Here is a 14,175-nt window from a genome sequence, read left to right on the forward strand (position 1 = left end):
GGTATGATGATGAATTTCAGGGCGCTGTATTTATGTATTAAACGGATTTTGGGGATATTCTCATCTCAGGAGAATGATGCAACCTCTGTAATGATTGAGGATATATCAAGCCTCTCTCCTTTTGCGCAGATTCTAGGAGATCAGAAGTACACTGTTCCTGATCATCCAAATCCAGAAGTCCTGAAATTCATCGAGTATCCAACTCGTCCGACGGGCATACAGACATTTAATGAACAGTCAATCCTGTCTCTGTATCGGGAAAAGCTGCACTCAATTTCAATGATGTTAGCTATCAGCGATAGCGACATCAGGGACGATGCATATACATTTACTAATTTAGTTTTAAAGCCCTTGGTTGAATATGTTCGCTGGATACATCTTTTGCCAGCTTCCGAAAATCATCATCATAATGGTATTGGTGGGTTACTTTCTCACAGCCTGGAAGTGGCCATACTCTCTTTAAAAAATGCGCATCACTCAGAACTGAGACCAATCGGATATCAAGATGAAGAAGTAGTCCGTAGAAAAGTATATCTCTATGCTGCGTTTATCTGTGGTTTAGTCCATGATGCCGGAAAGGTTTACGATCTCGACATTGTAAGCCTGAATTTAGCTAGTCCGATCATTTGGACGCCAAGCTCACAAAGTCTTCTTGACTGGGCACGTGAAAATGACGTGGTTGAATACGAAATCCACTGGCGAAAGCGTATTCATAATCAACATAATATCTGGTCCAGCGTTTTCCTTGAGCGAATCCTAAACCCGGTATGTCTTGCATTTTTGGATCGGGTAAATAAAGAACGTGTTTATTCAAAAATGATCACCGCCCTAAACGTTTATACTGATGGGAATGACTTTTTGTCTAAATGCGTGAGGACCGCTGATTTCTATTCTACTGGTACAGACCTTAATGTTTTACGTGACCCTATCATGGGTCTGCGTTCTAATGATGCAGCAGCAAGGGCCATTAGTACCATCAAGCACAACTTTACCAGTATCAATATCAACAATTACAATGCTAAGCCTATGCACATCATTATCGTAAATGGTGAGGTATACCTTAACGAGAACGCATTCCTTGATTTTGTTCTCAATGATTTCGAATTACATAAATATAACTTCCCTCAGGGAGAGGCTGGTAAGACCGTATTGGTAGAATCCCTAGTTCAACGTGGTTACGTCGAGCCCTATGATGATGAGCGTGTCGTTCACTACTTCATTCCGGGTATCTATTCGGAAAACGAAATATCAAACATCTTTAGAAATGGGATAGGGAAACTAGAATTCTATAACCTTCTTAAGCTAAGGTGGATTGGTTTAATCTTTGATTCCTATAAAATCCCTGACTCAGTGCCGGGTCTTTTTAGCGTTAATGCCAATAAAGACTTTATTTACATTGACGAGCAAAAAACAGTTACTGAATACAGAAGACCAGTGCCCGGTCGGGACGTTATAACTAAAATTACTGATACTGTTGAGACGGCTGTTCTTAAGGTTAATGATTTAGGCCGCTCCTCTGCCTCTATTGATGTTGATATACATTCTAAGAAAAATGAAGGCTCATCCGACGATTTTGAGAAGAAAGCCGAAAGTGATAATGAAATTGATAATGACACGCAGATAGTTAAATCTGAGGGTGAGGAAGCAGCTGATCCTGTCATTCCTGATATAGAAGAAAGTGAAGATGAATCGGCAAAGGACACGGAATCCCATGTCCTGGTCAACCAACTTCATGAACTCCTTTTAAGCGCTCCACTTTCCAATGACTATATAGTGTGTGTTGATGCTGTCCCCTACCTCAACATAGATACCACTATGGCATTGCTGCCGGGATTAGATGAAAAAGCATTCAGTGAAGAGCCCTATTTCCAACTGACATTCAGAGAAGGCTCTCTCGATGGAATGTGGATAGTAAGGGACATTGACGATCTGCGTTTAGTCCAGCTCGGCGATAACTGCGCCGGGTTCCAGCTCACCTATCATGAGCCAAGAAGGCCAACAACTTTAAAGTCACTTTTCAATACTTCTATGTATCAGGCATTAGTGATTAATGATGAGTCTTCTGTTGAAAACTCTGCCCCACGTCCAAAGCAAACGCTTGAGCTGCCTCCCCCACGTGTAAATGCAGTCGAAGAACATTCTGGCGACGTGGAATATCATGGAACCGATAGTGCATCCGCGACTGGTCCGCTGAAAACTGAGGCTGTGGAATATGAACATTATCAACATCTTTTTGAGAAAGAAGATGAAGAGCATGAGATCATTGATTATACCGATTTCTCACAGCTTAGTGTTTCTCGGCCAGAAGTCGGTAGTTGTGCAACAAGCTCTTCGGTCCATAATGAAAAGCTTCTCTCCGAGCCGTCAGAATTACCAGAACTTAACCGAGAACAGAACGCTGATCCCCAGGGTACGAATGAACGCTCTATGGATGTTTCTGTAGGACAAGAAAACTCAGAACCAGATACTGAGGGTAACTGCCCACCACCAGCTGAAGTTGTGTATTCCCAGACCGAAGCAGCCGCAACCAGTGTGATGGCAAGTGAAGAGCCCGCCTTACCTCCTGTACTTGAAGAATCAAATGGAGAGCATGCGCCCACAGACGCTAAGGGGCATCATCTTTCGCCAGCACTGGCCAGACTGTTCGCCCCAACAGCACCGGTAGAAAAACAAAATCCCAAGCGCAACCGGAATAAATCATCGGACAAAGCAGAAGTACAAAAACCAGCATCACCTGTTTCTGGTCACAATCTGAACAGTAAAGTCTTTGCATCTACTGAATCAGACCAAAATGGTGAATTCTCGCTTATAAGCGAAGGTGACGTTACAGAGCTTGAATTTGTAGAAATTGCGTTAGTACTGCATCAAATTCTGTCCAAAATGGAGGTGGCGTTTAAAAGAAAGCGCAAAAACAGATTTATGGTAAGTACTCCTAATACTCTCTATCTGACCCAATCTTGCGTGGAAAAATTTGGGTCGCAGTTAGAGGCTCAAGATCTTTTCAATAAGCTTCCTCAGTACCTCGTTAATTCTGGTGCTGTGATCAATACAAAATGCCATGCATTTAACATGCCTACTTTGCTGGCCGCATCAGACCGGGCGAAAGTGGACATTGAACGAATTATCAATAACCTGAAAGAGGCTGGGAACCTATAATGTCAGATTCGAAGAGGACTAACCTCCATGCACAAGAGAATTTTTATCGGCCTATTCTTGAGTATCGTAGTGCCTCAATACTTTTGATTTGTTCGGTTTCTATGCTTTATATGGGACTTTCTTCAGACGGACTGGACATCGCCCCAATAGTTCTGTTCACCTCAATATTGCTTTTTTTGCTGTGCCTTTATCGTTGCAAAACAGCAGCGCCATTTTTGATGGCTCATTGGCGTGTATTCAAGCGACATTTCATGTTCGTTAGTCTTGATTCACTGCGTGTAATTAACAAAAGTAACTTTTTCTCCAATGAGCGAAAGTATCGTCAACTGGTTCAGGATTATCAAAATAAAAATAAGGATATACCCGAGCGAAAGTCCTATTTTTGTGATGGGTTTGAGTGGGGTCCGGAACATGCGGATCGGGCATATCAAATAGCTAACCTCTCCAGTGATAAACGTGAGATCGAGTTGCCATTCGTCTTCAACCCAATTAAGAGACATTTTGACGCAATGGCTCGTAAGATGGGCGGCAGCAATGCAATTTTTGCTGTGGAACGTAGGGAACCCATATTTGTAACTGAAGACAATTGGTTTGGTCATACTCTGATAACCGGAAACGTGGGTACCGGGAAAACGGTGCTACAGCGTTTACTAAGCATTAGCATGCTTCATCTTGGTCATGTTGTTGTTGTCATAGATCCAAAGAACGATGCAGAGTGGCGAGAATCTCTAATGGAAGAGGCTAAGACCCTCGGTCTTCCTTTCTATAAATTTCATCCTGGCCAGCCAGCATCTTCGGTCTGTATTGATGTCTGCAACACCTATACTAATGTTTCTGACCTAACATCTCGTCTTTTGAGCTTGGTGACAGTTCCCGGTGAGGTTAACCCATTCGTTCAGTATGCCAAGGCTCTCGTTTCCAATGTGATTTCCGGGCTTTCTTACATAGAGAAAAAGCCTTCTATTTATCTGATTCACAAGAACATGAAAAGCCACATGTCTATTGTGAATCTTACAGTCAAGGTAATGGAGTCATGTTACGCGAGATATTATGGTTACGATGTCTGGACCGAAAAAGTTAAGTACGTCGCTAACGATACCTTGCCGGTACGTTTCAAGCGTCTCGCTGAATGGTTTACGGCTCATTTCATGAATTACGAGGGGTCCGAACAAATAGACTGGTTAGATACTGTTTCCCAGCTTATTGATTACTCAATGTCCGACCCAGAGCATATGGCTAAAATGACCGCAGGTATTATGCCTGTTTTCGATATGCTCATTGAAAAACCTTTAAATGAGCTTTTATCTCCTAACCCGAACTCAGTATCATCAAGAGAAATTGTAACAAGCGAAGGGATGTTCAGCACTGGCGGGGTGCTATACATTTCGCTTGATGGCCTTTCAAACCCCGATACAGCAGCTGCTATTTCTCAATTAATAATGTCAGATCTGACCTCCTGTGCCGGTAGTCGCTACAACGCTCAAGATGGTGATATGTCAGCTAATTCCAGGATAAGTATTTTTGTTGATGAGGCACACTCAGCCATTAACAACCCTATGATTAACCTTCTGGCGCAGGGTCGTGCAGCGAAAATTGCACTGTTTATTTGCACCCAAACCATCTCCGACTTTATTGCTGCGGCAAGTGTTGAAACTGCCAATCGAATTACGGGGCTCTGCAACAATTATATAAGCTTGCGAGTCAACGATACTCCTACTCAGACGCTTGTTGTAGAGAACTTTGGTAAGAGTGCGATAAGCACAAATATGGTCACTTATACGACCGGTTCAGAAACATCTTTGCCGCATAATAACTTCTCAGGTTCAATCTCAGAAAGAAAGCAGACAACTTTAGAAGAGAGTATTCCAAAGGATCTCTTGGGTCAGGTCCCTATGTTTCACATAGTTGCCAGGCTTCAAGATGGCAGGAAGGTTGTAGGCCAAATCCCTATTGCTGTTGCTGAGAAACAAATGAAGCCAAACACAACTCTGTCGGAAATGCTTTTCAAGAAGGCCGGAAAAGTTACTTTGCGTCAAAATCTCGATATCAAAAATCTTAATAAATTTCTAAGGAAGTTGCATTGATGGATGAAAAAATTGTCCTGACGCGCCAGCAAATTTTAAGCTCTGCACTAAAAGTCAGCAAATGTCGCTCGCTCGTAAAAAGGCGCTTTCAGTCTTTGGGTTTAAAGTACGCAGATTCTCAGGAAGTTCGAGATCGGCTAACTATGATAGAAAAAAACGCGTTTCATCATTTGGGAAAATTTTGTCAGAGCAACGATATCGATTCCCTATTCTCCATGGCAAATACCCTGTCTGAGCTTTTCCTTTTAAAGGGAGAGTTGATCACGACTGATCCCTTTGGGGACCGTGAAACCAGCTACTGGTCGGTACCACAAGGATCATGCCATGAATGGATTCAATCACTGACCACCAGCGAAGGTCCTGAACGTAAATTCGTTAGTTTCCGTATTTCTTTCGATAACAATGACGTACGGTGTGATCTTGTAAAAAAGAATGCCCGTATGCTTGGTTGTTATCTTTTGCCTTATTTCGTCGATTTAACACGCACGGTGGGCGCATTCATTAATTTGCCAGGTAGTGTCTCTTTTAAACAAGTACAGCGCATCAAACCCCAGATTCATCCAGAAACAACACATAGTCATATAGTTACTATTGAGGACTCTCCCTTTCTTTCTCGGTTAAAATTTAAAATCATTACTGCCATAGATCAGCTTCCTGACCCTAATGGCCTTTATACAAACACCTTTAACAGCATTATTGACCGTGCACTGCTGACTCATCTCAAAACCGAACAGGAAAAAATAGATAGTCCAAGAGTCTGCAAAAATGTGATTTCGGCTTTTGCCGACTCAACTCTTTCTCTGCCGGTGTTTAACATCGGCCTAAACGAGCAGTACAGATACTGGACGCCGTGGGGCATCAACTTTATAGAATTTTCCCGCCAGGCCGCAAAAGCAAGGACCGCTGTATTTGTTCCTGATGTGGGACAGATCGAGTGGAAAAGCGCAGAGCATAAAGAACTGGCGGAGTTAAGCCTCATCGACCAAATCATACCTAAACAGTACCACTGGCTCCTGGGTATCCCGACGATGTGGCGTAACAACTATTGCAATCACGATCAGAGGCTAGCTCTTTTTCGTGAATGGAGGGAAAGCAATGGCTGCGGATAATACAAGCAGGGCAGCAGTGCTCAGAACAATGCTTTTTTTTGGCATGGTCATTTATTTTGGTTACAGCTTGGCTTTCCAGAATACTGAGGAGCTCAAATATCAGATTACTCAGGAGGTTAATGCAAGCCGGTCCATCATATCAAATGACCGTTGGAAGTCTGTCATTGCAAATAGTGAAGCGACTTTAAATTGGTTGGTACATGACTATAAGTTAATTGACTATCTGAATACTATTCTGATCCCTGACACCAAAAAACCAGCCAGAGGTATTAACATTGTTGCTGAAAAATTTACCTCTATTAATTACACTATGGCCAAAAACATACCCCTCTTACTTTATCAGTCCATTTTCCGGTGGAACTTAATCCTGGGGTGGCTAATCGTTTTTCTGCCCTATCTATTTGCCATGCTAGCAGATGGAATGTACCAGTGGAAATTGAAGAGGTACGTATTTGGTAAGGTTACAGTTCAGTTTTATCGTATTTGGTTTCGAGCATTTTGGGTGATCAGTGCTTTAACGATGGTCTACCTGGTCATGCCAAATATGTCACTATTTAACAATATCGCTCAACTTTTCCCACCAGTCGCTTTATTGATACTGGGAATTGCATTGAATCGCTTGTGGTCTAACTTTCAAAAACTCATGTAAAGGTGGTCAGATGTTAAGCAGTAAAAAAAGGAAGTCCCCTACAAATATCAAAGAATCGCTCAATGATAACGCTGACCGTTTTTATAAGATGTTTCGCATTCATACCACGGCAAAAGTTGCTATGTCGCTAATTGCCATGACCGCTGTAGGGTTTTCTTTCTACAATCTTTACGAACAATGGCAGGACGCTGAAGGGAAGAAAGACCATATAGCTGTAATACGGATTTCTGGCGAGATGGGTACCGGCTCGGAAACGGGCGATGGAACAGTGATCGCAACAGCTCTTGCCAAAGCTTACAATAATCCCCATGCCAAAGCAGTTATTATCGAGGCAGAGTCAGGTGGTGGTGGTCCCTCTGACGCCATCATTATTTACCGCCAGATAAACGCGCTTGAAAACCACCAGCCACAGATTGAACGCGTATCAGATGCCGGTGGCTCTCTTTCATCTGTAGCCGCTGACAAGAGTAACAAAACCGGGAGCACAGAACGTGGCGATGAAGCACGGTCGAAGCAAAACTCCCTCGAAGTACTCTCCAGCGGTACCGGTCGTTTTTTCTCTGATATCGCAGACTCATATAAACCAATCATCGTTAGTGTGAAAGGCATATGCGCATCCGCATGCTATTACGCGGTATCGCCCGCTGATGCAATTTATGCCGACAGTAATGCCCTGATCGGTTCTATCGGTGTGCGTATGGACCACTGGAATCTGTCAGAGATCATGAGCACAGTAGGCGTCAAGAATGAGCCCCTTACGGCCGGTGAGTTCAAAGATGCTCTTGACCCCTTCCACCCATTGTCCGATTCAACGAGGGAGTTCATGCAGAAGGAGATCCTGAACACGATGCATGAAAAATTTATAACTGATGTTGAACTTGGACGGGGTAAAAAGCTTCTCTCGCGTCATGATGCCGATGCTGTTTCTCTCTATTCAGGCCGTGTATGGCCAACACCTCAGGCAGTTAAGTACGGCCTGGTGGATGGAGATCTTACGTCAGTAGAGATCCGTACACGTCTTTCAAAAATGTACTCCACTGACACGTTCAAAAACTACAATGAGCCTCATCGTAATCTCCGTTCTGCACTCGGCATGCTGATGAGCCTGTCTTCAAATATTGAGAGCCTTACCGGTACCACTACCCGCTTAGTAGAATCTGTTAATGCCACCAGCTACCCCTCTGTGAGGTAACATGGATGCTTTCAATCTGCTGTGGAGCATTACGGGGGTAGCTTTCATTATCCTTATTTTCGTCGTGTTGCTGTGTCTGTTGGGATTTATGACCTCTGCCATAGCGGAACGGCGGACTGCAAAGGCAATTGAATCTGGGCTTCCTGAAGAAGCTCAGGGGCTACTTAGTGATCTCACCTTTCAGTTGTCGGCTCATAGCACTACGCAGGTTGATCACATTCTCGTAGCCCCACATGGTATATACGTCATAGAGCAGAAAAACTACGTAGGCAAGCTCTACGGTACTCTGGAGGAAAGCCACTGGCGGAAATGGACTCAGTCCCGAACCCTCAAGTTGCAGAACCCGTTTAAGCAAAACCAGGGGCACATCAGGGCTATTCAGTCTGCTCTTAAGGCTAGAGAACTGGAATGTATCAATGTCGTCATCATAAACGGACGTTGTAAGTTTGATGGCATCAAGCCGGAATGGTTATGTATGGGGATGGACGATTTTATCCATAAAGTCAAACAACGACGAGGGCTACGGTTGTTCACACCGGAGTCTGTTCAGCACATCTGTTCGGTGTTGAAGTCAACAAGGAAGTCGCCAGGGCTCTATACGGACCTTACTCATATTCATAACATAACGACAAAGTACAAAGCCCCGATGAAATTCGAGCAACGAGTAACATACATTCTGCTCAACTTTATCCATTATCTGTGGGCAAGTCTGTTCACTAAGCAGAAGCCTTAGCGCTCTATCATTGGTAAGGCTGTAAAATGTCTGCAAAAGGCCCCATCGGTAAATTGTTGGGGCTTTTTCTTTGCGTAGTTCTGATACGGTTTATCCTGTGGAGCATTATGGCCACCAGCCAGCTGGTGACTGGCCAACGCTTTGTATGACGTAGCCTACTCAGGGCAGGCTATTTTAGAGGGACCGATTTTTATCCGGGCTAATTTAGAAAGAGATAATTTGAACTTAGGCGGGCTGACCACCAGCAGAGAGGTAAATCACTAGCCGGTGATATTGACAGAAGTCGTCAGGGGTTTAACGCCGGAATATTTTGCCAGGCCTCCTGCAAGGTCTGCAAGACTTCTACAAGTGATAGTGACGGCCACAGGACTGTTTCCGTCATTATCACTCCAGGTGGCTCGCACTCTACTGGTACCAGAATTAAAACAACACGAGTTCCTTTTACCTGGTAGGCAAGGTTTACTGCCGGTTGGCGGTAGGAGGCCAGTACACCCTCACCATATTGAGCAGGGTTACTTGCCCAGTTCCGCACCATTGCATACACCTGAGGCATATACCGACTATCCAGATCCCCTTTGGGCCGTCTGAACGGCACGATTTCTTCTGAGCGGTAGGTGGTCGTTGTTGTATTGGTTGTCATCTTTGTCACCTCCCCTGTTCGTCCATTTAGAGTTTTAAGCTGCTTTACACATCACACTCAACTGATTATTTAAGCTGGTCATCGTCTCTGGCCAGCATAGCCCAACCATTCGCCTGGTTTTCGCGGGAGTAAGGATTCATTTCAAAATAACTATCTACCGCGTCGCTGTCCGCAACAGAACTGTTGTTAGCTCTCTTTGAACCCTGAACCACTACAGCATCAACCTCTGCGGCTTTCCCGTTGCGCTGTACCAGGATTTTAACCGTATTGGGCTTACGTCTTGCGAGCAGTTTGTTGGCGATAAAAAGCACAACAATCCAGGCCAAAAGCACGTATAAAAATGTATTCATAATGCCCTCCTTTGTATGTGATTATTATACCTGCTTCCATTGCAGGCCAAACAGGTTCGGTGCATGAAAAATAGACTTCTCTCCGGCGTATAGCAATCTACTTACTGATCTGTTTTCGTATCAAACTGTATGGCATAACCGAGGGGCGTACGTGGTGAGTCAGAAAGTTACTTTTCCGTAATAGTTAATTTCAGATCCTTCTTCCAGTTACGCTTCAGTATAAAACCGATACCCTCTAATTCAGCATCCTTCACGTTTAATACGCTTCACTTTAAGGCAGGGCTTTTCGGTTGAAATGAATTCTTTTTCCGGTTGCTGGACATGGGTTTCATCCTGATAGTTAAAGTTGCAGGCTATCAGTCACCACCACCACCTCCGTCACCTCCTCCACCGCCACCATCACAACCACCAGCTATGCTATTTTCACCATTACAATCACCTCCGAGGGGGTTCAAATGGCTGCTCCCCTGTAGATGGTGTCCTTGCCAGATCGAACCCGAACCAGCGCCTCCTGAGCGTCTTTGCTTGCCCTGAGGCAATTGTGCAGGCTCACCAGCACCGGCGGTACCAAAAATGTCCCGGGCAATTTTATAAAGAAGGTAAAAAGGTACGCCCAGCATCATAAAAAAGATTACTGAAAATATTACACGTTCCATTGATGATCTCCTGTCTTGTGAGAGACCAGTTATATCAGGGTGATTCAGTATTTCCGTTTAGAAAAGAGTACTAATTTGGCCCTGTTCGCTCTTAATTTGCCATCCGGGAAAAAGTCATAGGGATAGGCCTGCCAGAGTCAATAACTTCCAGTGATCTGGAGGAGACCCCGGCTCTCTGAGCCCTCATGGATGGTACGGCTTTACCCCTTGTAAACAGATTCACGTTCCGCAGGACAAACATCGACTACTGACGTCTCATATTTGCTGACGCTAATCCGACGTCTCATTGCCGTCTGCTTGTTTTCTTTAAAGGGTGTATTAGACGAATATCAAATCGGAATGGTAGGGGATGTGTGGGCACCATGCCCGGCCCTCTTTGAGCATCTGAGAGATTGGAGACCTAGCCGGGTAAGATAGCTACTTTCTTACGGGTTACCCTTCAAATCCAAAGACGAAACGGACGCTGCCGTTCTCCACGTGGAGACGCTTTACTTCTTCGACAAATTCCTGGATCACCTCTCCGGCGTTATCGGGTGGTATGGCTGACAAAATTTCTTCCGAAGTCAGCCATGAGTATGAATGTTCACCGAATAAATCATCATCTTCGGACGGTATATCATCAGGTAATCCGCGTAATGCGTGGATAAAAACTGCTGATGTGCTCGCCCTTTCACGATCTACATCAAATCCGAGCCAGGCAAAGTGGAGATATGATCGGTCCCCTTTATAATTGCTTGATAAATTAATCCATTTACCAGGCTTTTCTTCCCTTTGAAATCGCCAGCAGATATCAACGCCCATTAAGAAACTCCATTACTATCGTTCGTATGAGATAACTATCATTTCAGAATACTATGACTTCTTCCCGTATAGAACTAATCGCTCACGCCATTTAGCTACTTACTTTTTTTACGTACGCTTGCAGCGCAGTACCTTGAGAGAAGTAAGTAAGACTGGGCGAAGCCAACCGGTTCCGCCACCTCGCTCACCGGCTTTTAGGCGTAAGCACTGAAGTCAGCCTCCATGCTAACTGGCGAGCCTGCGAAAGTCAGACTCGTTGTTATAAAGCGGCATATCGTAAGCAGTGTCTGAAATGAACATTCGGATCTGCTCAAGCGTCATGCCACAATGAAAACGGGTTACGCTCACATTGGCCCGGGGGAAGTCAGCACAAAATGCATTCAAAACATTCTCATGGACAATACCAATGTTGATTAACGCAGCTGGCCCGTTGTCACGGAAAGATACGACACGGAATCCCCCATACCAGCCTGACTGGGAGAAAAATGAAAATGCACTCGTTGCCAGACCATTAGACAGGTCATAGCGCAATTTCCCGCTCAGAGACTGGCTGTCTCTGCTGTACACGCGATTAATGAAAATGCCGGGACCAACTTCTACCGGCTGCTTGTTGCTTGCTAAACACGGAAAGCCCACCAGCGAAACCTCCCTTTCTCCTAACCAGTTTACCTGATACCCGGCAGTGAGAAAGTCAGTCAGTTCTACGCCAGAAAGAGCATTAATGGCCGCAATATCGGTATCCAAAATATTTACGTTTTTCATATTCATCTCATCTATATTCTAAAGTGCGTTTTTTGTCTATCAGCCCGAGGATTGAAAATTTGAATATTTAATGTGACAGAAAAATACCTGTCACCTTTTCAAAAACTGCCTGCAATTGAATATCGAGAGAGTCCATTTTAAAATCCACCAGCTCAGCTTTATTATCGCAAACCGAATAAAAATAGGAGTCAAATGCGTCTGTATCTTCATCTTTAAAAATACGGAAGGAATTAATTTTATTATGCCCTTCAAATTCGGCATGAATACCATAGCGAACCGAGCCGTCATCGAACTGAACAACCCGTCGTACAGAATTAATCCGGACGTACTGTTTTAAGGCCCTCGCGAAATCGGCATTTAACGCCAACGCTCGTAAGATTGAATCAGCGGTTTCATTCTGCTTTTTACGATCATATTCAAACATCCCACAGCCGGTGTTACGAAAGACCGGCTGAAGAGCATTAACCAGGTTGAAGGAATCCACGTTTCTGTCGTTTCTGTACATGAGATATCTCCTGCCCCTCCGCTATACGAAGGGGCTTGATAGGGTTACTGCCAGGCTGCGATCACTTCTTCGCACTGGAAATGAGATAAGCACTGCTGGAGTAAAAGGGCCAGCACCGCTGTGTTAGGGACGCGATTGTTACACCACGCGTTGAATAGCAGCTGCCATGGACCGGCATAATACCCGGCCAGTTTCTTTTTTTGTTTATCTGTGCAGCAGCTGGAAATGGCCTGCTGATAAAGGCTTTCATTCTCGGCACCAGAGCGTTGTTGCAGTGCCTGATAAATATAGGAGTAGACAGAATCGGAGCAATTAGATGCATAGGCCAGATTGGTTTTCATAATACCTCCTGTGTTTTTGGGTATTATATAAAACTCCGACCTACTGGCTAATAACCCACACTGTAATTTCTTTTAAAAACACAATAAATTTTCAAAATTGGACCAGTGTGGATTTAAGCGAGCAGTTTAAATCTTTATGAACTAGCTTTCAAAGAGGTTGGTTTTTCGGGAAGTTTTTTGCCAGACCAGCATGTTGGTTTTTTTTCTGTAGTGCAGATTAGCTGGTACCTGCCCCTTCTTACCTCTTTGAGCAATGACTGTTTGAAATATGGTAAGCCCAGTTCAAAAACCCAGTAACGACCGTCTGCAAAAACGACTGAATTTTCAACGCCATCCGAAGCCACCAAGGATGCATCATTAAGTAGACGTTCTTCATAATGAAATGGTAATGAAAATGTCAGATATAACGCACAAAGTACAAAGATTCCTGTGAGACTAACTGCCAGTGAACCACAATAACCAGAATAAACATTTAAATTTCTTTTGATAAATTTCTCATGCAAGATTACAAGCAGACAGAATACACAAGCTACCAGCCCAAATCCTACATGCAGATAAAACTGTCTTATTTCATCATTCCAGACGATGTTGTCCCATTTCGTGCTTAAGATTGAACCCAACAAGGAGATAATAAAAGCGGCAATTTGAGAACTGATAAAGTAGGAGAAAGCTGACTTTGAAGTTATTTTTTTCATAGAAACAGGAACCTCTTTACCTCGTTCCTGATCAGAGAAAAGACACAAAACGCACCATGCGCAAAAAACTGCAAGTCCAGATGCAATAATCTCGCGTAAAAACATATTAAACGTTTCCGATAATGAATAAGTAATTACCATATCCTCTCCGTAAGTCTACATATAATTCAGACGTGACAAATAATTAAAGGCATTGCTATTCTATCATTATGCATTGCGTTTAAAATCATTTCTAATTCAGCAGAGTAGCGATACAGGCATTTCGCTATCCTAAAATCTGGTAGCTTTCCATTTCCTTGCTGAGATAAATCAAAATAATTCTATTTATTGCCTATTCGGATGCTGCAAAACCTTATAAATCCGGATGTATATCACTTAACAGGCTTTGTTGAATAAATCAGATTTCGGGTAAGTCTCCCCCGTAGCGGGTTGTGTTTTCAGGCAATACGCACGCTTTCAGGCATACCTGCTTTCGTCATTTTGTTCAGCGCTCGTACCAGGG

15 protein-coding genes are annotated in these 14,175 nt (G+C 43.9%); 6 read left to right on the forward strand and 9 right to left on the reverse strand.

Annotation, left to right across the window (positions count from 1 at the left end; genetic code table 11):
* The first annotated feature begins 9 nt into the window (after positions 1-9).
* The 6 genes from mobH to ACJBF3_RS23935 are packed head-to-tail and all read left to right on the forward strand — an operon-like array spanning position 10 to position 8,923.
* Positions 10-3,156, forward strand: a complete 3,147-nt coding sequence (gene mobH / locus ACJBF3_RS23910) for a MobH family relaxase (RefSeq protein ID WP_001011152.1) — start codon at positions 10-12, stop codon at positions 3,154-3,156.
* The gene (gene traD, locus ACJBF3_RS23915) at positions 3,156-5,240 is read left to right on the forward strand and encodes a conjugative transfer system coupling protein TraD (RefSeq protein ID WP_001284073.1); all 2,085 of its coding nucleotides are present in this window, start codon (positions 3,156-3,158) and stop codon (positions 5,238-5,240) included. Before mobH ends, traD begins: the two co-directional genes overlap by 1 nt.
* The gene (locus ACJBF3_RS23920; protein WP_000343600.1) at positions 5,240-6,349 is read left to right on the forward strand and encodes a hypothetical protein; all 1,110 of its coding nucleotides are present in this window, start codon (positions 5,240-5,242) and stop codon (positions 6,347-6,349) included. Before traD ends, ACJBF3_RS23920 begins: the two co-directional genes overlap by 1 nt.
* The gene (locus tag ACJBF3_RS23925) at positions 6,336-6,998 is read left to right on the forward strand and encodes a DUF4400 domain-containing protein (RefSeq protein WP_000718549.1); all 663 of its coding nucleotides are present in this window, start codon (positions 6,336-6,338) and stop codon (positions 6,996-6,998) included. Before ACJBF3_RS23920 ends, ACJBF3_RS23925 begins: the two co-directional genes overlap by 14 nt.
* 10 nt (positions 6,999-7,008) lie before the next feature.
* On the forward strand, positions 7,009-8,190 hold the full coding sequence (locus ACJBF3_RS23930) for a S49 family peptidase (protein WP_094166803.1): 1,182 nt from the start codon (positions 7,009-7,011) through the stop codon (positions 8,188-8,190).
* Position 8,191: 1 nt separating this feature from the next.
* On the forward strand, positions 8,192-8,923 hold the full coding sequence (locus ACJBF3_RS23935) for a nuclease-related domain-containing protein (RefSeq protein WP_000338612.1): 732 nt from the start codon (positions 8,192-8,194) through the stop codon (positions 8,921-8,923).
* A 286-nt stretch (positions 8,924-9,209) separates the two neighbouring features.
* Here ACJBF3_RS23935 and ACJBF3_RS23940 read toward each other — a convergent pair whose 3' ends face one another.
* The 9 genes from ACJBF3_RS23940 to ACJBF3_RS23980 form a co-directional block, all read right to left on the reverse strand.
* The gene (locus ACJBF3_RS23940; RefSeq protein ID WP_000210769.1) at positions 9,210-9,563 is read right to left on the reverse strand and encodes a hypothetical protein; all 354 of its coding nucleotides are present in this window, start codon (positions 9,561-9,563) and stop codon (positions 9,210-9,212) included.
* Positions 9,564-9,628: 65 nt separating this feature from the next.
* Positions 9,629-9,913, reverse strand: a complete 285-nt coding sequence (locus ACJBF3_RS23945) for a hypothetical protein (protein ID WP_001091367.1) — start codon at positions 9,911-9,913, stop codon at positions 9,629-9,631.
* Positions 9,914-10,269: 356 nt separating this feature from the next.
* Positions 10,270-10,569: a hypothetical protein gene (locus tag ACJBF3_RS23950; RefSeq protein WP_000442693.1), complete on the reverse strand. Its 300-nt coding sequence runs from the start codon at positions 10,567-10,569 to the stop codon at positions 10,270-10,272.
* A gap of 432 nt (positions 10,570-11,001) precedes the next feature.
* Positions 11,002-11,370, reverse strand: coding sequence for a hypothetical protein (locus tag ACJBF3_RS23955; RefSeq protein ID WP_000537761.1), 369 nt, complete (start codon positions 11,368-11,370; stop codon positions 11,002-11,004).
* Between the two features lie 225 nt (positions 11,371-11,595).
* Entirely contained in the window at positions 11,596-12,132 is a 537-nt protein-coding gene (locus ACJBF3_RS23960; RefSeq protein ID WP_000800251.1) for a hypothetical protein, read from the reverse strand.
* A gap of 67 nt (positions 12,133-12,199) precedes the next feature.
* A complete protein-coding gene (locus tag ACJBF3_RS23965) occupies positions 12,200-12,637 on the reverse strand; it encodes a hypothetical protein (protein ID WP_000286108.1) in 438 nt (145 codons plus the stop codon).
* Between the two features lie 44 nt (positions 12,638-12,681).
* Positions 12,682-12,978 carry a hypothetical protein gene (locus ACJBF3_RS23970; RefSeq protein WP_000856246.1) on the reverse strand — a complete coding sequence of 99 codons (297 nt, stop codon included), beginning with the start codon at positions 12,976-12,978 and terminating at the stop codon, positions 12,682-12,684.
* A gap of 134 nt (positions 12,979-13,112) precedes the next feature.
* Positions 13,113-13,814, reverse strand: coding sequence for a hypothetical protein (locus ACJBF3_RS23975; RefSeq protein WP_000237191.1), 702 nt, complete (start codon positions 13,812-13,814; stop codon positions 13,113-13,115).
* Between the two features lie 296 nt (positions 13,815-14,110).
* Positions 14,111-14,175 (reverse strand): hypothetical protein (locus tag ACJBF3_RS23980; protein ID WP_224236997.1); only part of this gene is annotated, 65 nt, incomplete at its 5' end.

Origin of the sequence: Enterobacter sp. PP-008-ECC_S150, assembly GCF_045257065.1 — a bacterium.
GTDB classification, from domain to species: Bacteria; Pseudomonadota; Gammaproteobacteria; order Enterobacterales; family Enterobacteriaceae; genus Enterobacter; species Enterobacter chengduensis.